Here is a 20,319-nt window from a genome sequence, read left to right as displayed (position 1 = left end):
CTGCGCCGTAATCGTGGTGCGACGGGTTCAGGTGACCAAAGTTTTAGGGCCCCGAAGGTCCCCGATTCCAAATATCAGAGGCCCCGGAACGAATCCGAGGCCACAGAATGAGCGGGATATAACGGAAAGGCGGGGTGGTGGCAATGGGCGATAGACTGCGATCCGCGCAAACCTTTTCTATCAGGAGCCGCATTCTCGATAAATGGAAGTTAGCAACCGTTGTAATTTTTCTGCCCACCAGCCGTAAGTGTATAAGTACCGCCACGTGGACCGGTGTAGCAACGAGAGGATGAGCTACGAGTGGTTCGAGGTTTGTAGCTATACTTTGAAGCGGTACGTTTCAATTTCTCACCCCATTCGCAAGCAAACCCGTCACCATCTCTGTCCAGCCCATGCAAATCTTGAACCGGACCACCTGACTTTAAGAAGAATTTTTGAGCTAGAGCGGAACTAGAGAAGTCACTGCAGTTTTTGTCGTCCCTAACTGGATTGGCACCGCTCGCACGCCGATATCTTGTACTGCCAACTGCAGCGCTCGAACGACTACCAATGTACCTATACGTGCCAGAGCTGAACTCTCCTCGGCTACCCAATTCGGCCTCAATAATTGACAACCTGATTGGGTCACGCTCCACACTTTGTGCAGCCCAAAGAAACGCCGTGCTCTGTCCGCTATAGATGGCGGTATCAAGGGAGTTTCCGCATCCGACAATTACAAGCAGGCTACAGAGTCCGGCTAAAGCTCTTCTCAAGTTCTCACACTCCACATTACATTCGCTCAAAAAAGAATGACAACCTATTGGAGTATAGAACTATACCAATCAAGTAAAAGGAAAGCGCATTGCCGACTTATAGCAATATTTTTTACTACTGCTCTCACTCAAACTCTTCGTGGACTCCTGCCTCCGAGAGCCACGTATCTACCGCCTCAGTATAACTCCCCCTCCGCCCCAATCCACCATTGATTGCACGATGTGCCAGCGGCACGGGTAACACGTCGACTTGGGAGAAGGGCTGCGCAAAACGCTCGGCCGTTGGGCAGGGCCAGCTGCGGGTGCTGGAGCAGACGATCAGCAGGGGCGGATCCTCAGCGTCGATATAGGTCGCTGGTGAGGCCGCCTGCCACTGGGTCTGATCCTCCCCAAACACCGGTCCCAGCCAGCGCCGCGCAACGCCGGCCATGCCTTGGGCCACGTCCAGGGCGGCGGTATCCAGGGAGACCACGGCCATTGGCGCACGCACCCCCGCAGCCTGCAGCAGGTCCTGCCTGAGCGCCAACAGGGTCGCCACATGCGCGCCAGAAGAATGGCCCATCAGGATGATCCGATTGGGATCGCCGCCCCAGTGTCTTGCGTTCTCCTCCACATAGGCCAGCGCGCGGGCCAGATCCTGCACCTGCTCCAACGGATGCGCCTCTGGCATCAGCCGGGTGTTGGTGGAGACAAAGACATAGCCCTTGGATGTATAATGACGGGATTTATGAAACCAGACATTGGGCACCCGTTTACTGCCCGTCTGCCAGCCACCGCCATGCAGCATCAAGATCACCGGCGCGCCCTCGGCCGCTTTGGGTGCATAGACATCCATGCGATGTCTGGAATGTGGCCCATAGGCGTGTTCGTCAAAGATCTGCGCGTAAACGAGGCTACCGAGCCCCAGAGAAACCGCAACTGCAATCAAGATCCGCGCTATCATCGCCCCGCCCCTCACGTCTGATTTGCCAGACCCTACGGCCAATGGACTGCGAACAATATAAGGAATTTCCTGCAATTGGAGGGAGTTTATTGAAATGACCTAAGATGAAGTCAACAAAATGAGAGGACTCAGCTCTAAAGGAAGAAGTGCAGAGATACTGTGCTACTTTAAATACTGAACGAGTACATCCAACCCGACCGCCAAGTTTCTCGGACCACATGCCAGAGATAAAGACTCGCACTCTTGATCGAATTTAAAGGTTAAAAAATCGAAATCCGATCTGTGGTGGTTTTCTTTCTCCACAGCAAGAGCTTTAGCGCAATTCAGGCCATTCAAGCCCACTTACACAAACAATCCTGGGCTGTCAGCCGTTTCGATACTGATCCCTCCTTGATGCTCCCAATCTCCATCACACTGTCGCGCAAACCAGTCTTGCAATTCTGATAACATATCACCACCCACTATTTAGGCATTCTATCATTCTAACTTGGTCTGAATAACATTACCGAAATTCTAGTTCGAGACCACGCGTCCTCAGTTACCTGCGTCGCGTGCTTTCAAATCCCCCAATCTCCCCTTGCGCGTGTTCGGCCGTGCGATTGATCTGATATAGCCTTCAATCACATCACCCGCGCCTATCCGTTCCGCACGCAGACGCAAACGGGCGAGAATTTCAGCTGCAGCAACCCCTCTTTCGATCTCATCAGGGACGTTGTGGACGATGTCGGCCAGCCCTTACGCCTTTTTCAACGTTGACGCGGCACGGATCTCGACAAAAACCCGAGAAAGCAAACCATAAAGCATATGATAGTCTGACAATGCGCGAACCCCACTGTTCTATGCAAAGAACCTAACGCTATGTGTAAACAAGTAAATGCCAACGTCCGGGGGGTGGGGGGCGCTTCAATCATCTTCCAGAAGGGCAGTCTTTTACAAACTGGTGGAATCCTTGATGCGGACGAAGCAAAAACCGTTTCCCAAAAACAAAAAAACCTCTGCAATTGCAGAGGTTTTCCCAAGACCAGCCCAGAGGCCAGCAACTGGATAAAAGCTTATGCCAGTTCCAGGTTGGTGGCGCTTTCGCGACCGTCACGGCCAGCTTCGATGTCGAAGGTGACTTTTTGGTTGTCTGCCAGACCGGTCAGACCAGAACGCTCAACCGCAGAGATGTGAACAAAGATATCTTTGCCGCCATCTTCGGGTGCGATAAAACCAAAACCCTTGGTAGAGTTGAACCATTTCACGGTGCCATTAGCCATTCCGCGTATCCTTTTCAATATGGGGCTGCCCGCAACATGCGGCAGCACGGCCGCGTCGAGGCAACATCGATACCTATCGCCGCAAGGCCGGAAAAGAGTCGAGAAACGAAAACGTAGCACGTCATCCATGAGGCCAGTTGGCCTTGGCGTCAATCAAAAACCTCGTAAAAAAGTAGTTTTATGTAGAAAAACCCCCAAACTGAAGAGCCGCCCTGCAAAGCCAAACACCATTGGGACATGCCACCCCACCGCAAGCCACCAATCACGTGAAAATTTCTGAAGTGGGGAACGCAGCAAGTGGTCGAAATTCCATTTCGGAAACACCCTAAACAGAACGCCATTGGCACAAAAAAGCCCCCCGCCGGTGGCGAGGGGCTGTTTGATCTTTTCAAGAAGGCCGATCTTACAGACCGGTGGACACGTCGATGGTGTTGCCTTCTTCCAGGGTCACATAGGCTTTTTTCACGTCTTTACGCTTGCCCAGCTGGCCGCGGAAACGCTTGACCTTACCCTTGGTGATGGTGGTGTTGACCGCTTTGACCTTCACACCAAAGAGCGCTTCTACAGCTTCTTTGATCTGTGGTTTGGCCGCGTCGATCGACACTTCGAAGACCACAGCGCCATTTTCGGACGCCAGAGTGGTTTTCTCGGTGATGATCGGCTTGCGGATCACGTCGTAATGTTCTGCCTTGGCACTCATTTCAGGCGAGCCTCCAGTGCTTCGACACCTGCTTTGGTGATCACCAGGGTGTCACGCTTCAGGATGTCATAGACGTTTGCACCCATCGTCGGCAGGATATCCAGACCTTCGATGTTGCGCGATGCCTTCAGGAAGTCCTCATTCACGGACGCACCATCGATGACCAGCGCGCGCTTCCAGCCCAGGTTCTTGACCTGTTTTGCCAGAGCAGCGGTTTTGCCTTCGGAAGCTGCATCTTCGATGATGACCAGTTCACCCGCTTTTGCTTTTGCGGACAGCGCGTGGCGCAGACCCAGCTTGCGGAACTTCTTCGGCAGGTCGTGACCGTGCGAACGCGGGGTCGGACCTTTGTAGATGCCACCTTTGCGGAAGATCGGCGCGTTACGGTCACCGTGACGTGCGCCACCGGTGCCTTTTTGGCGATAGATCTTCTTGGTCGAGTAGCTGGTTTCCGAACGGGTCAGAACCTTGTGGGTACCGGCCTGTGCGTTGTTGCGCTGCCAGCGAACCACACGGTGCAGAATGTCTGCGCGCGGCTCCAGACCAAACAGGTCTTCGGACAGTTCAATATCGCCAGCTTTGGCACCGTCGAGTTTGATCACGTCAAGTTTCATGCTTCACCACCTTCCGCGGGAGCTTCCGCAGTTTTCAGAGCGGCCGGGAACGGCAGACCCTCGGGGGCTTTCTTCTTCACGGCGTCCTTAACGGTAACCCAGCCGGATTTCGGACCAGGTACGGCGCCTTTGATGAAGACCAGACCGCGATCGGCGTCGGTTTTCACAACTTCCAGGTTCTGGGTGGTAACACGGGCTGCACCCATGTGACCGGCCATTTTCTTGCCTTTGAAAACTTTGCCCGGATCCTGACACTGACCGGTCGAACCGTGCGAACGGTGCGAGATCGAAACACCGTGCGACGCACGCAGACCGCCAAAGTTGTGGCGCTTCATCGCACCTGCGAAACCTTTACCAATAGAGGTACCGGTGACGTCAACTTTTTGACCTTCCAGGAAGTGCTCGGCAGAGATTTCTGCGCCAACTTCGATCAGGCCATCGGCAGGAACGCGGAATTCAACCAGCTTACGCTTGGGTTCAACCTTGGCAGAAGCAAAGTGGCCACGCATCGCTTGGGATACGCGCTTAACCTTTGCGGAACCTGCACCCAGCTGAACTGCGGTGTAGCCGTCTTTTTCTTCGGTCCGTTGTGCAACAACCTGCAGACCGTCCAGCGAAAGAACGGTGACAGGGATCTGCTTGCCGTCTTCCATGAACAAGCGGGTCATGCCCACTTTCTTTGCGATAATACCAGAGCGCATATGAATTACCCTCCGATCTTACGACTGCAGCTTGATTTCGACGTCAACACCAGCGGCGAGGTCGAGCTTCATCAGCGCGTCCACGGTCTGGGGAGTCGGATCAACGATGTCGAGCATACGCTTGTGTGTGCGGATCTCGAACTGGTCACGGGATTTCTTGTCAACGTGAGGACCACGCAGAACGGTGAATTTCTCGATCTTGTTCGGCAGCGGGATCGGACCACGAACGGTGGCGCCGGTGCGCTTGGCAGTGTTGACGATCTCTTGCGTGCTGGCATCCAGAACGCGATAGTCAAATGCCTTCAGCCGGATACGGATGTTTTGGCTTTGCATAAGTATGCCTTTTTATCCAGGCGTTGGAGTTGAGAGGAGGGCATGTGACCATCACGAACCCTCATCGAACCCAAAAGGCGGGAATCACCCCGCCTTTGCCCCGCAGAGCGGGATGGCGCTCTTTACGCCTGAAATGGTCATATGGCAAGGGGGTTTCGCAGCGAAACGCGTTGCACATGGGGCGTGCGGTGGGTTTAGGATTTGGTGCACATCGGATTACTTCGCCCACTCCCGAAAGCTGTGCTTCCAAAATGCAACACCATCGTGTTCGGCCGCCACCTCACGATAGAGAATGAGTCTGCTTGTTTCTTCCGATGTTGGCTCACACCGGTTTAAGAAAACGGAACATAGTTTCTCAACAAGCAGACAAATCGCCTCCGTAGTCTCGACAAACTCGAAAACCTCTACCTCATTCGTACAACGTCCAAGAACAATCTCACGATCCGAATGCGCCATGGCATTGTTACGCAAGTCTCCAATACGCTCCAACCGCTCTTTGTATTGTTTGCGAAACTCTACAAACAGCTGCCCCATTTCCCTGTCGATGCGAGGGCAGCGAGATCTAACAAGGTCACAGAGAGCATTCTTAACCTTCCCAACCCCAAAGGCTTTCTCATCAGTATCCTGATGCGATCGGCAAACAAATAGAACCAACTCGCGTTCTGTTGCATAGAGCCTAGCATATGCGGCGCGAGCAACAGCAGAATACTGAGGATTTGAAAGCTCTCCCCCAGCTTTCGCTTTACGGTCAAGATATTCCCGCTGAACGGTTACATAACCCCGAACGAACGCAGCCGCCCGTCGTGCGTCGCTGGCCTCTTGAACCCAGTAATTCAATGATTTGTATACATCCTCGCGACACATCGCGGTCTCTTGTTCCAAAATGCTCCTCCAGTGCCCAGTCGAATTCACACAACCCTTAGGCGAGAAATGCAAATCGAACAAGCACGCCACCGCCCGTCCACTTTCATCTTTTCCTAAATACTTCGGAGCGCGAGGCAGGGCCTCGCATAAACAAAAAGGCCACCCCTGAAGGCGGCCTTTTTTTCATTCAGCACCGGGTAAAGTCTTGGCGACTTCCCGGTGGGAAACCGCCTGCCCCTCACTTGTTTAAGTTTCCCAAGGAAACTTAAACTTACTCGGTGATTTTGGACACAACGCCGGCGCCGACGGTGCGGCCGCCTTCGCGGATCGCGAAGCGCAGACCGTTTTCCATCGCGATCGGTGCGATCAGCTCAACGTCGAACTTCAGGTTGTCGCCAGGCATAACCATCTCGGTGCCCTCGGGCAGAGTAACGGTGCCGGTGACGTCGGTGGTGCGGAAGTAGAACTGCGGACGGTAGTTCGCGAAGAACGGGGTGTGACGGCCACCTTCTTCTTTGGTCAGAATATAGGCTTCTGCTTCGAACTTGGTGTGCGGGTTCACGGAACCGGGCTTACACAGAACCTGGCCACGCTCAACACCTTCACGGTCAACACCACGCAGCAGCGCGCCGATGTTGTCGCCTGCTTCACCGCGGTCCAGCAGCTTGCGGAACATTTCAACACCGGTACAGGTGGTTTTGGAGGTGTCGCGGATACCAACGATTTCGATCTCGTCGCCGACGTTGATCACGCCGCGCTCAACACGACCGGTCACAACGGTACCACGACCAGAGATCGAGAACACGTCTTCGATCGGCATCAGGAACGGCTGGTCAACAGCGCGCTCAGGGGTGTCGATGTAGTCGTCAACAGCCGCCATCAGCTCTTTGATTTTCTCTTCGCCGATTTCAGGCTTGTTGCCTTCCATCGCCGCCAGAGCGGAGCCTGCAACGATCGGAATATCGTCGCCCGGGTAGTCATAGGAAGACAGCAGCTCGCGGATTTCCATTTCCACCAGTTCCAGCAGCTCTTCGTCGTCGACCTGGTCAACTTTGTTCATGAAGACAACCATCTTCGGGATGCCAACCTGGCGGCCCAGCAGGATGTGCTCACGAGTCTGCGGCATCGGGCCGTCAGCGGCGTTCACAACCAGGATCGCGCCGTCCATCTGCGCCGCACCGGTGATCATGTTCTTCACATAGTCAGCGTGGCCGGGGCAGTCGACGTGTGCGTAGTGACGGTTTTCGGTCTCATATTCCACGTGGGCGGTGGAGATGGTGATGCCGCGTGCTTTTTCTTCCGGTGCGCCGTCGATCTGGTCGTAGGCCTTGAAGTCACCAAAGTATTTGGTGATCGCTGCGGTCAGCGTGGTTTTACCGTGGTCAACGTGGCCGATGGTGCCGATGTTGACGTGCGGTTTTGTACGCTCAAACTTTTCCTTTGCCATTCTCTAGGCGCCCTTTTGAATTTTGGGGGGTCATCCGTGACCCGGTTTCCTCTGCGCGCGCGGCTTATTTGGTTTGCGCACAAAAATCAAGTCGCTTCCTGTCTGCTGCGACGTCTAGCCTGCCTGTTGTACGTCTGCATCAGCTGCCGCATCTGCGGCGCGCGGGTTGAACCAACCCTCTTCGGCGTGTTTCTCGGCGATGTATTCTTCGATCTTGTCGGCAATATTGAGCGCAAGACCGTCGATCTGTTCCTGTTTGGTACGGCTGTGACCAGACCCCAGAAGCGCGCTTTCGCCGGTCGTATCCTCAAAGATCTCCATCTGCACCTTTTCGGCGAGGAAGAGCTTGCCTGCGACGTCATAGACAAAGACATTCACCACCGCGACGCTTTTGGGCGAAAAGACAATAGGGACGCCGCCCGGGGCCAACATGAACCCCTCCAGCGTAACGGCAACATCATATTCCTGTTCACCCTGATAGCGACCAAGCCGCGCGTTCAGGGCACGCTCCATCGGTTCCTGCCATTCGCTTTGCTCGGCATCGCGCGACAGCGGCCATTGCAGAGCCTTTTCCGTGTAGACATGCAAAACGCGGGCCTTGAAGGCCCCCAAATCCTCTGGCGCTTCGTCCACCTGGGTCGAACCGCAGGCCGCCAACATCAGCAGTCCGGCAAGAAGAGAGAGCATTCGGGCCATGGATACGTCCTTTAAACGTCAAGATCAGCAACGGTTTACTGGGGTTTTTACGCATTCGCAAAGCCGCCCAAGCAAAAACCCGCGCGCCGGGTGGCACGCGGGTCACATATTTTACAGAGTCATTTGAACTTGTAGTTCCGCGGGAAGCCATAGGGTGGTCGCTTGCCGACACTGGCCCGTTTTCCAAGCCATTCGGTCAAGTCGGGTTCGTGACGCGTTTTGCCACCGCCCATCTCCCAGCTCAGTCCGTCTTCCCAGTTAAAGGTGGTGATGTCCGACAGGCCACCGTCCAGCTCCAGCGCCCCCTGCTTGCCGCGCGCCATATTGTACTTTTGCAGACGCACACCTTTACCACGGTTAAGTTCTGGCATCTCCTCAACCGAGAAGACGAGAAACTTGCCGTTCTCGGAGACAACAGCCACGTGATCACCGGTCACCGGAATACAGAGTTTGGCCCTGTCCTCATCCTTGACGTTCAGAACCTGTTTGCCGCTGCGGGTTTGGGCGACGATCTCTTTCTCGGCGCAGATAAACCCGTTGCCCGCATCAGAGGCCACCAACAGCTTTCCTTCGGGGTTGTGGATCAGAAGGTCGACAATTTCGACTTCGTTGGGCAAATCCACCATCAGGCGCAGGGGTTCACCCATGCCACGCCCGCCGGGCAGGTTTGCCGCCGACACTGTATAAAAACGTCCGTTGGAGCCAAAGACCAGCAAGCGGTCGGTTGTTTCAGCGTGGAACACGAACCGTGGGCCGTCGCCGTCCTTGAACTTGAGCTCGCGGTTCAGGTCGATATGACCTGTCATAGCCCTGATCCAACCCATCTTGGAACAGACCACGGTGATCGGTTCGCGCTCGATCATCGCCTCAAGCGGCACATCTTCCACTTCCGCCGCTTCGGCAAAGCGGGTCCGACGTGCACCACCGGCGAAATCCTTGCCGAATTTTTTCTTGGTCTCGCGCAGCTGTTCAGTGATGCGGCTCCACTGGATATCTTCGGAACCCAGCAATTCAACCAGCCCGGCACGTTCCTCACGCAGGGCGTCGCGTTCGCGGGTCAGCTCGATCTCTTCCAGCTTGCGCAAGGAGCGCAGGCGCATGTTGAGGATCGCCTCGGCCTGGACCTCGGTCAGCTCGCCCACACCCTCGCCCGGCGTAACATAGTCCGCTTCGGTAAAGGCGCGCGGGTGATCGACACTCCAGTCTTCGCGCATCAACGCGGCTTTTGGGTCGTCATCGTAACGGATGATGTCGATCACGCGGTCCAGATTGAGGAAGGCGATGATAAAGCCTTCCAGAACCTCCAACCGGTGGTCAATCTTTTCCATCCGGTGACGGGCACGGCGCTGCAGAACATCACGGCGGTGATCCAGGAAGGCGCGCAGAACCTCCTTCATCGAGCAGACTTTGGGTGTGACCCCATCAATCAGCACGTTCATGTTGAGGCTGAACCGCGTCTCGAGATCCGAGTTACGGAACATCATGTTCATCAGAACCTCTGGGTCCACATTCTTGGACTTCGGTTCCAGGATGATACGGATGTCTTCTGCGGATTCGTCGCGAATATCGGCGAGAATCGGCACTTTCTTGGTCTGGATCAGCTCGGCGATCTTTTCGATCAGCTTGGACTTCTGAACCTGATACGGGATCTCTGTGACAACAATCTGCCACTGCCCACGACCCAGATCCTCAACCTCATAGGTCGAGCGCAGTCGGAACGAACCGCGACCGGTGCTATAGGCCTTGGCGATATTTTCACGCGGTTCCACAATGACGCCACCGGTCGGAAAATCCGGCCCCGGCACATAGTTCAGCAGCGTATCATCATGGGCACCGGGCGTTTTGATCAGGTGGATACAGGCGTCCACCAGTTCCGCGATATTATGGGGCGGAATATTGGTCGCCATGCCCACCGCGATCCCTGCCGCACCATTGGCCAGAATATTCGGGAAGGTTGCCGGCAGAACCGCCGGTTCGGTCAGACGGCCATCATAGTTGTCGCGGAAATCAACCGAATCCTCGCTCAGACCTTCAAGCATCGCTTCGGCGACAAAGGTCATCCGCGCTTCTGTATAGCGCGAGGCCGCGGGGTTATCGCCGTCGATATTGCCAAAGTTCCCCTGGCCATCCACCAGCGGGTAGCGCACGTTGAAATCCTGGGCCAGACGCGCCATCGCGTCATAGATCGCAGCGTCCCCATGGGGGTGGAAATCACCCATCGTGTCGCCTGAAATCTTGGCAGACTTCAGAAAACCGCCGGTCGAGGACAACCGCAGTCGGCTCATGGCGTAAAGAATGCGGCGGTGCACCGGCTTCAGACCATCGCGTGCATCCGGCAGCGCGCGGTGCATGATGGTACTGAGCGCATAGGTCAGGTACCGCTCTCCAATCGCGCGGCGCAAAGGTTCCAGGATCTCTCCCTCTTCCGGGGAGGACGGCATATCGGGGTCATCTACCAGGTCGGTCATGGAATTGTGATACTGCCCTGCCCCGTCGTGGTAAAGCGGTCATGAATTTCGTCCACAGATTTTAAACCAAAGCTTTCGTTTAAGATGCCCTCGTATCAATAGATTGTTTCCAGACTTGGGGGAGCATTCTGGGCGTTCTCCCCTACGAGAATCGTTAAAATATGATTAGATAACAACTACCAGCCGCCGATTCGTGGGGGAGGCTGGTCTACGCGGCACAGAAGCGGCCGCGTGCTGCCATATTATTTTAATTCTTTGGGGGAGTGAGCGCCATGTCTTCGCGCTTTGTTGTGGTGTCTTTTCTAGGCCTTGGGTGGGCCTTTTATGAATTGAGCGGCGGTGCGGATTTCCAGCCACAGGAACGTCCAGAACTTGTTGCTGACGTTCAGGCAGAAGCACCAGGCCCTGCGCCTGAGCGTACCGCGCTCGAATCTGCCTCCGCCAATCGTCGATCCAAAGAAGTCGTTCCAGTCGGTCGCGTTGAGCGCCCATTGGCAAATCCTGACCTGCGCCAGCAGGTGGCACGTGAGCGTCTGGTCCAAGCTGGAAGCATCCTCAACTCAGCAGCTGCCTTCGACAACCGCATTCCGACAGGTGGGCTACAATTGGTATCTCTGGAAGGTGGGCTGAGCGCGATTACGTCCCAACCCGCAGCGCCCTTGATCACCACGGCAGAACGCCCGGACGCCGCACAAGCAGACGTTCGTTATGTTAGCGCATCGCGCGTCAACATGCGCCAGGGGCCGGGAACCAATTATTCCGTGACAGCCCGCCTGTTGGCGAATGACAAAGTCATTGTTCTGGAAGACAACGGAACAGGCTGGCTGCGGCTAAAAGCCGACAACGACGGCCGTGTGGGGTGGATTGCCGCTTCCCTGCTGACCAAGAAAGCCCCATAAGTTCCAGACAGGATCTGTTCAAAGGGCTGTTTCATGGCAAAAACACTGCTGATCACCGGTTGCTCATCGGGCATCGGACTGGACGCCGCGCGCCGCATGCGTGAGCGCGGCTGGACCGTTTTTGCCTCATGCCGCAAACAGCGAGACTGTGACCGGATGCGGGCCGAGGGTTTTATCAGCCCCCGCATTGACTACACCGAAGAAGCCAGCATCCATTCAGGCCTTGAAATGGTGCTTAACGAAACCGGCGGCACCTTGGATGTTTTGTTTAACAATGGCGCGCACGGATTGCCCGGCGCGGTCGAAGATCTTCCAACCGAGGCGTTAAGGGCGATCTTTGAAGCCAATTTCTTTGGCTGGCACACGTTGACCCGCGCCGTAATCCCCGTAATGCGGGCCCAGGGGCACGGGCGGATCATTCACAATTCTTCGATCCTTGGCTTTGTCGGATTCCCGTGGCGCGGCGCATATGTGGCAACCAAATTCGCACTGGAAGGCCTCACGGATTCGATGCGAGTCGAGCTGGCGGACACCAATATCCACCTGTCGCTGATCCAGCCTGGCCCCGTTACGTCCAAAATCCGCCAGAACTCTATTCCGCATTTCGAACGCTTCGTGGATTGGGAAAACTCTCCTCTTCGCGATCTCTATGAAAAATCCTTGCTCAAACGTCTCTATCATAGCGATGGGCCCGATCGGTTTGAGCTACCCGCTTCTGCGGTGACCGCAAAACTGGCACACGCCTGTGAAGCACGTCGCCCCCGCGCGCGCTATTATGTCACAACGCCGACCCATATTGCCGGGCGTCTGAAACGGATACTTGGAACGCGTGCCATCGACCGCATTCTGATGCGTTTACGTTGAGGCCACCGGTCGCAAAACGCGACCGATCCATTAGATGATATAACAAATGCACAGATGAAGAGGCCGAGATGTTAGATCCGCTATATATTCTGGGAGTTCTTGCCGTTGGGGCCACCGTTATTGTTCTGGTTGTCGGAATTGGAAGTTTTGGCGCGGGCGGACGGTTTCACAAGAAGAACTCAAACAAGTTGATGCGCCTGCGGATATTGTTTCAGTTCATCGCAGTCGTCGCAGTATTAGGGTTTGTATATCTGCGCAGCCAGGGAGGGCAGTGAAATGGTTGTTTTGAACAAGATCTACACCCGCACCGGAGACAAGGGCGACACCGCGCTTGGAAATGGGGACCGCGTCGCCAAACACTCCGCCCGTGTCAACGCTTACGGCACATCGGATGAGTTGAACGCATTTGTGGGTGTCGCACGTTTGTCCGCCGAAGGAGAAACCGACGAGGCGCTCGCCAGGATCCAAAACGACCTGTTCGACCTTGGCGCAGACCTCTGCCGCCCCGACATGGAGAAAGACGCCGATGCCGAGTATCCGCCGCTGCGCATGGTGCAGGCTCAGGTGGATCGTCTTGAGACTGAGATTGACGCAATGAATGGCAATCTCTCACCTTTACGCAGCTTTGTTCTGCCCGGCGGCGCCCCATTGGCTGCACACCTCCATGTCTGCCGCACCGTCGCCCGGCGCGCTGAACGGCTGGCGACAGAACTGTCCACAACCGAAGCGATCAACCCTGTCGCTGTTACCTATCTGAACCGTCTGTCAGACTGGTTTTTTGTCGCGTCTCGGGTTGCCAATACAAATGGTGCAGACGACGTTTTGTGGGTACCCGGCGCAAACCGCTGATTATTCAGAAATCGCCCAGAACGTGCACAGAACCCTTCTGCGTCGCAGCACAATCCGAATCACTCGATGCGCAGATTAGTTGCTGGACACTCCAATTTCAGGCAATTTTATTACCTCTCGACGAAGGCCGTAGCTTTTATGGAAGCCCAAGTTTTTATGGGCTTTTCCATGGAATTATTTTCAAACGCGACGTCCTAAGACCATAACGTGACGATTTTGCCCTGTTGATCATCCATTTCTACGGCTATCAACGCTGCGAGAGCATAGCGGTCGCCCAAGCACTGGGTCGGCTACATTGTGAAGGAGATAGCGCCCATGAAGGTCCTCGTACCTGTAAAACGCGTGATTGACTATAACGTAAAGGTTCGCGTCAAAGCGGACAGCAGCGGTGTCGATCTCGCCAACGTAAAAATGTCGATGAACCCCTTTGACGAGATTGCCGTCGAAGAGGCCATCCGTTTGAAAGAAGCCGGCAAGGCAGATGAAGTTGTCGCCGTCTCCATCGGTGTGAAGCAGGCCCAGGAAACCCTGCGGACCGCACTGGCCATGGGTGCGGATCGTGCAATTCTGGTTGTAGCTGCAGACGACGTCCATCAGGACATCGAGCCGCTGGCCGTTGCAAAGATTGTTGCCAAAATCGTCGAGGAAGAGCAGCCCGGTCTGGTTCTGGCGGGTAAGCAAGCCATCGACAACGACATGAACGCCACCGGCCAGATGCTGTCAGCTCTGCTGGGGTGGTCGCAAGCGACTTTTGCTTCGGAATTGGATGTCGATGGCGACACCGCCAAAGTCACCCGTGAGGTAGACGGCGGTCTGCAAACCATCAGCGTCAAGATGCCGGCCATCGTAACCGTGGACCTGCGCCTGAACGAACCGCGTTACGCGTCGCTGCCGAACATCATGAAGGCGAAGAAAAAGCCGCTGGATGAGAAAACCGCTGCGGACTACGGCGTTGACGTGACACCGCGCCTGACCGTGGTGGAAACCAAAGAACCGGAAGCACGCGCAGCTGGTATCAAGGTCGGCTCGGTTGGCGAGCTGGTGGCGAAACTCAAAGAAGTAGGAGCTGTGTAATGTCTGTTCTTCTTCTCGCAGAAGTAACAAATGGTGAACTGGCGTTGGACGCCACCGCCAAAGCTGTCACCGCGGCCAAAGATCTGGGTGATGTAACCGTACTGGCTGCTGGTGCTACCGCAGCCGCAGCCGGTGAAGCAGCCGCCAAGATCGACGGTGTTGCCAAAGTTCTGGTCGCCGAAGATGCGTCTTTGGGCCACCGCTTGGCGGAACCAACGGCGGCGCTGATCGCAGGTCTGGCCAGCGACTACAGCCACATCGTGGCGCCTGCGACCACCGATGCCAAAAACATCCTGCCCCGCGTTGCGGCACTGCTGGATGTGATGGTGCTGTCCGATGTAACCGCGGTTGTGGATGCAGACACGTTTGAACGCCCGATCTATGCCGGCAATGCCATTCAGGTTGTGAAATCCGCGGATGCAAAGAAGGTCATCACCTTCCGCACCTCGACATTTGACGCCGCAGGCGAAGGTGGAACAGCTTCTGTCGAGACCATCGCAGCAGCTGACAACCCTGGTCTGTCCGAATGGGTTGAGGACAAGGTCGCCGCAAGCGACCGTCCTGAGCTGACATCGGCTGGTGTTGTGGTCTCTGGTGGTCGCGGTGTTGGGTCTGAAGAAGACTTCAAAATCATCGAAACTCTGGCAGACAAATTGGGTGCGGCCGTTGGTGCATCCCGCGCCGCAGTCGATTCCGGTTTTGCGCCGAATGACTGGCAGGTTGGTCAGACCGGCAAAGTTGTTGCGCCTGAGCTCTACATCGCCGTTGGTATCTCCGGTGCAATCCAGCACCTTGCAGGTATGAAAGATTCCAAGATCATCGTTGCCATCAACAAGGACGAAGAAGCGCCGATCTTCCAGGTTGCTGATTTTGGCCTGGTGGCCGACCTCTTTGAGGCGGTACCCGAACTGACCGAAAAACTTGGCTAAACGCTGAGTGCTTTTTACGTGGAAAGGCCCGCCAAATGGTGGGCCTTTTCGTTTGTGCGCCACAAAACGCTTCAGATCACCTGCTGAAGACGCTCCGCAACGGAACATGCAATCCGATGTTGTTCACGCGGGCCCAGCATTAACTGCGCCGCCTGCAGCTCGGTCTGCTCGACTGCCATTCCCCTGATGTCATCAGCTTCTCCCGCTGTTGCGACATCAAGCTCAATAATATCTGTTACATCCAGGCGCAGAGCCTCAACCATTCTGCGGTTGACCAGAACCGGCTCCTGAGAGAACTCCCCATCAAGGTTCAGACTGTACCGAAGCCACAACAACACAACTGCTCCATTGAACCCATCGATCATCTCCCCCATTCGGGCGACCCAGGCTTCCTCCAAATGCTGTTGCAGAATGGCGAAACGTGTCGGGTCGATGTCCTCCAACCGGCTCAGGAGGTGGCGGTTGAAATGAAACTCGGTAAAGTCGACCTCTGGGTAGAGCGCCAGGAGAGCGGGATGCGCACATAGGAATCTGTCGTTTCGGCGCGGGTGCACCTTGTAGTAGTCGTTCGACATATTCTGTGCGCCCATCACCTGCAGTACGGCAACATCCGCATTGGCAGCCATGTCGCGCAGTGTCGGATCAAAGAAGTAGCTGTCCAGCCCACCGTTAACCGCAGCAAAATTCACGCAAGGAACACCGAGCAAGGATTCGACATCTTCAGGAAACGGAGTATCAATAAAGCGGCCGTAGACCTCGGTACTGCCCAAAAACGCAAGATAAGGCCGATCCAATTCTCGCGCAGGTCCCCGCACCGAAAGTCGAGAAGATCCGTATCTGCAACTTTCCACATCCCTCTGCGGTGCATTTCCCGAAGCGTAGCTCATGCTATTTCACCAATATTCGCCTGAATTTCATCTTGGGGCAGAAGAATTGCAAATTCGCTAAAGTTTGCATTTGCGTAAAAACGGTCCGTATCACCCTTGGCGCGCAGAGATACCCCCGATACTATCGCAGCGCAGCAAACCAGAAAGGCAGTGAGCATGGACATTCAGTCGGTTGGTGTGATTGGCGCAGGCCAAATGGGCAACGGCATCGCCCATGTTATGGCACTCTCGGGCTATGACGTTGTTTTGAATGACGTAAACCAGCAGGCTCTGGATGCCGCGGTCAGTCAAATTCACAAGAACATGGCGCGTCAGGTCAGCCGCGAGAAGATCTCACAGGCGGAAATGGACGATGCTGTAAAACGCATCCGCGCGACACTGGCCCTGCAAGACGTTGGACAGACAGATCTGGTGATCGAAGCCGCAACAGAGCGGGAAACCGTCAAACAGGCGATCTTTGAAGACCTGCTGCCGCATCTGAAACCCACGACGATTCTCACTTCGAACACCTCCTCAATCTCGATTACGCGCCTAGCCAGCCGCACAGATCGCCCTGAACGTTTTATGGGCTTCCACTTTATGAATCCGGTGCCTGTGATGAAGCTGGTGGAGCTGATCCGCGGGATCGCCACGGATGAAGAGACGTTTTCAGCCTGTAAAACGGTTGTGGAACGGCTCGGGAAGACAGCAGCCAGCGCCGAAGACTTCCCGGCCTTTATTGTGAACCGCATTCTGATGCCGATGATCAACGAGGCGGTCTATACCCTCTATGAAGGCGTTGGAAACGTGGAATCCATCGACCAATCCATGAAGTTGGGTGCAAACCATCCGATGGGACCATTGGAACTGGCTGATTTCATCGGCTTGGACACATGCCTTGCGATCATGAACGTTCTGCATGACGGTCTGGCTGATACCAAGTACCGTCCCTGCCCGCTGCTGACCAAATACGTGGAGGCTGGGTGGCTAGGCCGCAAAACCCAACGTGGTTTTTACGACTATCGCGGGGATGTTCCGGTTCCGACCCGCTGAACCGTTTCGCAAAATCAAAAAAGGCGGCTGCCGTGTCCCGGCGCCGCCTTTTGTTATTCTCTGTCCGAGGCACTAGGCGAAGCGCAGCCTCAGGCCTTTTTTGCCCCTAGGGCCAATGTGTGATCGCGGAGCCAAGCCATAAATCCGCGTGGATCACTGTGCAGGGCTTCCATCTGAGCATCCGTAAGCGGATCCCCAACGACCGGTGCTTGAGGCTTATTACAGGACCGCACGATCTCATGCAGCAACAAGCCCTGACGCAGAATCGGGGAAACCTGACATGCAATCTGATACCAGCGCGAATTCGATCCCGGAAAGAACATCGGGACAACACGTGCGCCCGAACGTCGGATAAGCTGCGCAGTGAAGACGTTCCATTCCCGTTCGATCACCGGACCAAACCAACTGTCGGAAGAACTGACGACGCCCGACGGGAACAGAGCCACGACACCGCCAGCCTTCAGGTGCGCCATCGCCTTGGCGCGCATCTCGACCATCTTGCGCTGCGCATCCGGATCATGGGGAAACGGCACCGGGATCATGAATGAAGTTGCCGCCTCGTCCAGACCTGTCAGAACGGACCGGGTCAGAATGCGGTAATCTTCGCGCACGCGCCCGATAATGTCTGCAAAGATCATACCGTCCACCATTCCGTGTGGATGGTTAGCGACAACAACAACTGGACCTTCACTGGGAATCTTGTTGATTTGTTCCTCTGGCGTGGTCAGCTCAATACCCATAACGTTGAGCGCACCGCGCCAAAACCTTTGACCGCGATAGAGAGCATTTTGATTCTCGAACTTCTTCACCATCCGAAGAATGGTAAATTTCCCGGTCATCCACTCCATCGTCCTGATGGCAAGTGATGTCCAGCGATCATCAAAGGAATTCGCATAGGTCAGGGTGCGACGGTCATAAACCTCGCCTGTGCTGGCCTCGGCTGGAGCAGTGCTCCTACTGTTACTGTCGTGCGCGGTATCCGCCAATTTTGTCGTCCCGTCTTCTGCCGCCGGTCCCGGAATTTAAAAGCCTTCGCCAAACTTGTCAGCGACCAAAGCTTCCAGTGCATCCGCAAGGGCTGATGCATCGGGGCCCGAAGTTTCGACGTCAATAGTCGTTCCTTTGGAGGCTGCCAACATCAAAAGCCCCATAATACTGTCCCCCGAAGCAGACATACCATCTTTAGACACTTCTGCCGTCGCGTCAAAGCCTTCAACAACCTCAACCAGCTTTGCAGACGCGCGCGCGTGCAGACCTTTTTCATTTACGATTTCGAGCGTTTTCTGAACCATCTACTGCGCTTGCTCCCCTTCGGGGGTTATATTTTGACTGTTTATGTACTTACGACCGGCCTCCATGGCCTGCCGCACTGCATCTGATACCGGAAGATCACGGGATTTTGCCAGTTTGATTAACATCGGCAGGTTAGCGCCATAAAGAATGCGACGATTGCTGGGTCGACAGGCACGCAACGATAAGTTTGACGGCGATCCGCCAAAGAGATCTGTCACCACGACGACACCACCGCCGGAATCAACCCTGTCCGCGGCACTGCAAATCTCTTCTTGTTTGACGGCGCGGTCGTCCTCGGGACCGATCGCCACAGTCAACAGTGAGGGCAAAGGCCCCACAACATGCTCCACTGCGGCACGATACTCTTGCGCCAAGCCCCCATGGGCTACGATTACTATTCCGATCAAATCGGCCTCATTCAGTTCCGCTAGCCTTGCAGCTCGCGATGTCTAATTGACACCTGCGGAGCGTCTTCTGCAAGGGCATTCGCCAGAGTTTCCGCCAGAGTGACGGAACGATGTTGTCCCCCCGTACAGCCAAAAGCGATCGAGAGGTGCGATTTCCCCTCTTCACGGTAGGCTGGCAACAGAAAACGGGTCATGTCCAGCACCCGGTCGAAGAACTCCTGGAAGCGCGGATCGCCCTTTACATGGTCCTGTACCGATGGGTCCAAACCATTCAGGCTGCGCAACTCTGGCACCCAATAAGGATTATTCAGAAAACGACAGTCAAACACCAGATCACTGGCGTAGGGCACACCGCGTTTATAGGAAAAGCTATGGATGGAGACCGCCAGGGTGCGCCCTTTGGGGGCAAAGATATTCTCCACTTCCTCGCGCGCCTGGTGGACATTCATATCGGACGTATCAAGCAATATATCTGCGCGGTCCCGAATTTCTGTCATCAGCGCCAGTTCCCGGCGCACACCAACCTCAGGCGATTCGGCTGGGGCAAGCGGATGGCGACGACGCGTTTCCGAAAACCGCCGCAGCAATACGTCGGCCCGGGCATCCATATACAGAACGCTCAGTTCCACATCCTGACGCTGGGCAATCAAGCTGATTGCATCCAGCAAGGCTGAAGGGGAGAAGTCCCTGTTGCGGCTGTCCATTCCCAACGCAACAGGACGATTGGTCGGTGCGCTGTCCACCAGGCCCGGCAAAAGACTGAAAGGTAAGTTGTCGATCGCCTCGAAACCAAGATCCTCCAGCACATTGATCGCTGTGCTGCGGCCTGCGCCCGACGGGCCAGTGACCAATACAATTTTCAGCCGCGATTGTTCACGGGTGTTCATCAGGATCCAAAGCTCCGCCTTTGAGGTATTGCAGCAGCGCCGCGGCGAAATAGGGTGCATCAACACGATGCAACACCGGAACCGCCACCGACAGTATGTCCATACATCGTTTGGGCGGCAAACGCTCGGTCTCAATCTTATCCAAGGTCACGATAGCGCAAAGCGTGGCTTTTTCGCAGGGCCGAGCCCGCAGAATGCCCACGCCCCGCGCTTCAATCAGACCCGAAATTGCGGCGGGCGCTGTGACAAATATGTCTTTGCCCTCTCGCGTCAGAACGGCTTGATCGTCCGCCACTAGGGAGGCTCCAAGGGCCAGAAGTTCAAGCGCGAGTGCCGATTTTCCAGTTCCCGACGCGCCGGTGATCAGCAGAGCCCTGCCCCTGAAAGCGACGCAGGTTCCGTGGAGCACATGCGACACAGC

25 protein-coding genes are annotated in these 20,319 nt (G+C 55.5%); 7 read left to right on the top strand and 18 right to left on the bottom strand.

From position 1 onward, the window contains the following. Nucleotides 1-209: 209 nt before the first annotated feature. The 12 genes from ACXAEW_RS08310 to ACXAEW_RS08255 all read right to left on the bottom strand — a co-directional run bounded on the left by ACXAEW_RS08310 (nucleotide 210) and on the right by ACXAEW_RS08255 (nucleotide 10,777). Nucleotides 210-635, bottom strand: coding sequence for an excalibur calcium-binding domain-containing protein (locus ACXAEW_RS08310; RefSeq protein ID WP_474943012.1), 426 nt, complete (start codon nucleotides 633-635; stop codon nucleotides 210-212). A gap of 241 nt (nucleotides 636-876) precedes the next feature. After that, the gene (locus ACXAEW_RS08305) at nucleotides 877-1,695 is read right to left on the bottom strand and encodes an alpha/beta fold hydrolase (protein WP_474940878.1); all 819 of its coding nucleotides are present in this window, start codon (nucleotides 1,693-1,695) and stop codon (nucleotides 877-879) included. A 342-nt stretch (nucleotides 1,696-2,037) separates the two neighbouring features. Continuing rightward, complete coding sequence (locus tag ACXAEW_RS08300) at nucleotides 2,038-2,145, bottom strand: Imm53 family immunity protein (protein ID WP_474940877.1); 108 nt, start codon at nucleotides 2,143-2,145, stop codon at nucleotides 2,038-2,040. A gap of 602 nt (nucleotides 2,146-2,747) precedes the next feature. Beyond that, the gene (locus ACXAEW_RS08295) at nucleotides 2,748-2,954 is read right to left on the bottom strand and encodes a cold-shock protein (RefSeq protein WP_474940876.1); all 207 of its coding nucleotides are present in this window, start codon (nucleotides 2,952-2,954) and stop codon (nucleotides 2,748-2,750) included. Between the two features lie 403 nt (nucleotides 2,955-3,357). Further along, nucleotides 3,358-3,654: a 50S ribosomal protein L23 gene (locus tag ACXAEW_RS08290; protein ID WP_474940875.1), complete on the bottom strand. Its 297-nt coding sequence runs from the start codon at nucleotides 3,652-3,654 to the stop codon at nucleotides 3,358-3,360. Further along, nucleotides 3,651-4,268, bottom strand: a complete 618-nt coding sequence (gene rplD / locus ACXAEW_RS08285) for a 50S ribosomal protein L4 (RefSeq protein ID WP_153215327.1) — start codon at nucleotides 4,266-4,268, stop codon at nucleotides 3,651-3,653. The genes ACXAEW_RS08290 and rplD overlap by 4 nt, the downstream gene beginning before the upstream one ends. After that, nucleotides 4,265-4,969, bottom strand: coding sequence for a 50S ribosomal protein L3 (gene rplC, locus ACXAEW_RS08280; protein WP_474940874.1), 705 nt, complete (start codon nucleotides 4,967-4,969; stop codon nucleotides 4,265-4,267). Before rplC ends, rplD begins: the two co-directional genes overlap by 4 nt. A gap of 18 nt (nucleotides 4,970-4,987) precedes the next feature. Then, the gene (gene rpsJ / locus ACXAEW_RS08275; protein WP_008207555.1) at nucleotides 4,988-5,302 is read right to left on the bottom strand and encodes a 30S ribosomal protein S10; all 315 of its coding nucleotides are present in this window, start codon (nucleotides 5,300-5,302) and stop codon (nucleotides 4,988-4,990) included. Between the two features lie 216 nt (nucleotides 5,303-5,518). Then, nucleotides 5,519-6,184, bottom strand: coding sequence for a hypothetical protein (locus ACXAEW_RS08270; protein WP_474940873.1), 666 nt, complete (start codon nucleotides 6,182-6,184; stop codon nucleotides 5,519-5,521). Between the two features lie 253 nt (nucleotides 6,185-6,437). Then, entirely contained in the window at nucleotides 6,438-7,613 is a 1,176-nt protein-coding gene (gene tuf, locus ACXAEW_RS08265; RefSeq protein ID WP_474940295.1) for an elongation factor Tu, read from the bottom strand. Between the two features lie 114 nt (nucleotides 7,614-7,727). Next, nucleotides 7,728-8,309, bottom strand: coding sequence for a hypothetical protein (locus ACXAEW_RS08260; RefSeq protein WP_474940872.1), 582 nt, complete (start codon nucleotides 8,307-8,309; stop codon nucleotides 7,728-7,730). A gap of 119 nt (nucleotides 8,310-8,428) precedes the next feature. Beyond that, nucleotides 8,429-10,777 carry a DNA topoisomerase IV subunit A gene (locus ACXAEW_RS08255; RefSeq protein WP_474940871.1) on the bottom strand — a complete coding sequence of 783 codons (2,349 nt, stop codon included), beginning with the start codon at nucleotides 10,775-10,777 and terminating at the stop codon, nucleotides 8,429-8,431. Between the two features lie 272 nt (nucleotides 10,778-11,049). Here ACXAEW_RS08255 and ACXAEW_RS08250 point away from each other — a divergent pair, with 272 nt between their 5' ends. The 6 genes from ACXAEW_RS08250 to ACXAEW_RS08225 all read left to right on the top strand — a co-directional run bounded on the left by ACXAEW_RS08250 (nucleotide 11,050) and on the right by ACXAEW_RS08225 (nucleotide 15,392). Then, entirely contained in the window at nucleotides 11,050-11,676 is a 627-nt protein-coding gene (locus tag ACXAEW_RS08250; RefSeq protein WP_474940870.1) for an SH3 domain-containing protein, read from the top strand. 33 nt (nucleotides 11,677-11,709) lie between these two features. Beyond that, a complete protein-coding gene (locus ACXAEW_RS08245) occupies nucleotides 11,710-12,540 on the top strand; it encodes an SDR family NAD(P)-dependent oxidoreductase (protein ID WP_474940869.1) in 831 nt (276 codons plus the stop codon). Nucleotides 12,541-12,608: 68 nt separating this feature from the next. Further along, on the top strand, nucleotides 12,609-12,815 hold the full coding sequence (locus ACXAEW_RS08240; RefSeq protein ID WP_474940868.1) for a twin transmembrane helix small protein: 207 nt from the start codon (nucleotides 12,609-12,611) through the stop codon (nucleotides 12,813-12,815). Between the two features lies 1 nt (nucleotide 12,816). Further along, a complete protein-coding gene (locus ACXAEW_RS08235; protein WP_474940867.1) occupies nucleotides 12,817-13,389 on the top strand; it encodes a cob(I)yrinic acid a,c-diamide adenosyltransferase in 573 nt (190 codons plus the stop codon). 315 nt (nucleotides 13,390-13,704) lie between these two features. Then, nucleotides 13,705-14,463 carry an electron transfer flavoprotein subunit beta/FixA family protein gene (locus ACXAEW_RS08230; protein WP_474940866.1) on the top strand — a complete coding sequence of 253 codons (759 nt, stop codon included), beginning with the start codon at nucleotides 13,705-13,707 and terminating at the stop codon, nucleotides 14,461-14,463. Then, the gene (locus ACXAEW_RS08225; protein WP_474940865.1) at nucleotides 14,463-15,392 is read left to right on the top strand and encodes an electron transfer flavoprotein subunit alpha/FixB family protein; all 930 of its coding nucleotides are present in this window, start codon (nucleotides 14,463-14,465) and stop codon (nucleotides 15,390-15,392) included. Before ACXAEW_RS08230 ends, ACXAEW_RS08225 begins: the two co-directional genes overlap by 1 nt. 71 nt (nucleotides 15,393-15,463) lie before the next feature. On the opposite strand, the gene ACXAEW_RS08220 is transcribed toward ACXAEW_RS08225, so the two are convergent. After that, on the bottom strand, nucleotides 15,464-16,279 hold the full coding sequence (locus tag ACXAEW_RS08220) for a DUF6473 family protein (RefSeq protein WP_474940864.1): 816 nt from the start codon (nucleotides 16,277-16,279) through the stop codon (nucleotides 15,464-15,466). Between the two features lie 156 nt (nucleotides 16,280-16,435). Here ACXAEW_RS08220 and ACXAEW_RS08215 point away from each other — a divergent pair, with 156 nt between their 5' ends. After that, on the top strand, nucleotides 16,436-17,311 hold the full coding sequence (locus ACXAEW_RS08215) for a 3-hydroxybutyryl-CoA dehydrogenase (protein ID WP_474940863.1): 876 nt from the start codon (nucleotides 16,436-16,438) through the stop codon (nucleotides 17,309-17,311). Between the two features lie 89 nt (nucleotides 17,312-17,400). Here the strand turns inward: ACXAEW_RS08215 and ACXAEW_RS08210 are convergent, their stop codons facing one another. From ACXAEW_RS08210 to ACXAEW_RS08190, 5 genes are read right to left on the bottom strand one after another with little or no spacing between them, the layout of a single operon-like run. Beyond that, nucleotides 17,401-18,297, bottom strand: a complete 897-nt coding sequence (locus ACXAEW_RS08210; protein ID WP_474940862.1) for a lysophospholipid acyltransferase family protein — start codon at nucleotides 18,295-18,297, stop codon at nucleotides 17,401-17,403. Nucleotides 18,298-18,333: 36 nt separating this feature from the next. After that, a complete protein-coding gene (locus ACXAEW_RS08205) occupies nucleotides 18,334-18,603 on the bottom strand; it encodes an HPr family phosphocarrier protein (RefSeq protein WP_474940861.1) in 270 nt (89 codons plus the stop codon). Continuing rightward, on the bottom strand, nucleotides 18,604-19,011 hold the full coding sequence (locus ACXAEW_RS08200; protein ID WP_474940860.1) for a PTS sugar transporter subunit IIA: 408 nt from the start codon (nucleotides 19,009-19,011) through the stop codon (nucleotides 18,604-18,606). Nucleotides 19,012-19,031: 20 nt separating this feature from the next. Next, nucleotides 19,032-19,898, bottom strand: a complete 867-nt coding sequence (gene rapZ, locus ACXAEW_RS08195; protein ID WP_474940859.1) for an RNase adapter RapZ — start codon at nucleotides 19,896-19,898, stop codon at nucleotides 19,032-19,034. Further along, nucleotides 19,885-20,307 (bottom strand): HPr kinase/phosphorylase, encoded by a 423-nt coding sequence (locus tag ACXAEW_RS08190; RefSeq protein ID WP_474943011.1) that lies wholly within the window; start codon nucleotides 20,305-20,307, stop codon nucleotides 19,885-19,887. Before ACXAEW_RS08190 ends, rapZ begins: the two co-directional genes overlap by 14 nt. Between the last annotated feature and the right edge of the window lie 12 nt (nucleotides 20,308-20,319).

The organism is Epibacterium sp. ABZ3_068, from assembly GCF_056159265.1.
Note: the sequence above shows the minus strand (reverse complement) of the source record. Positions and strands in the feature narration are given on the sequence as shown.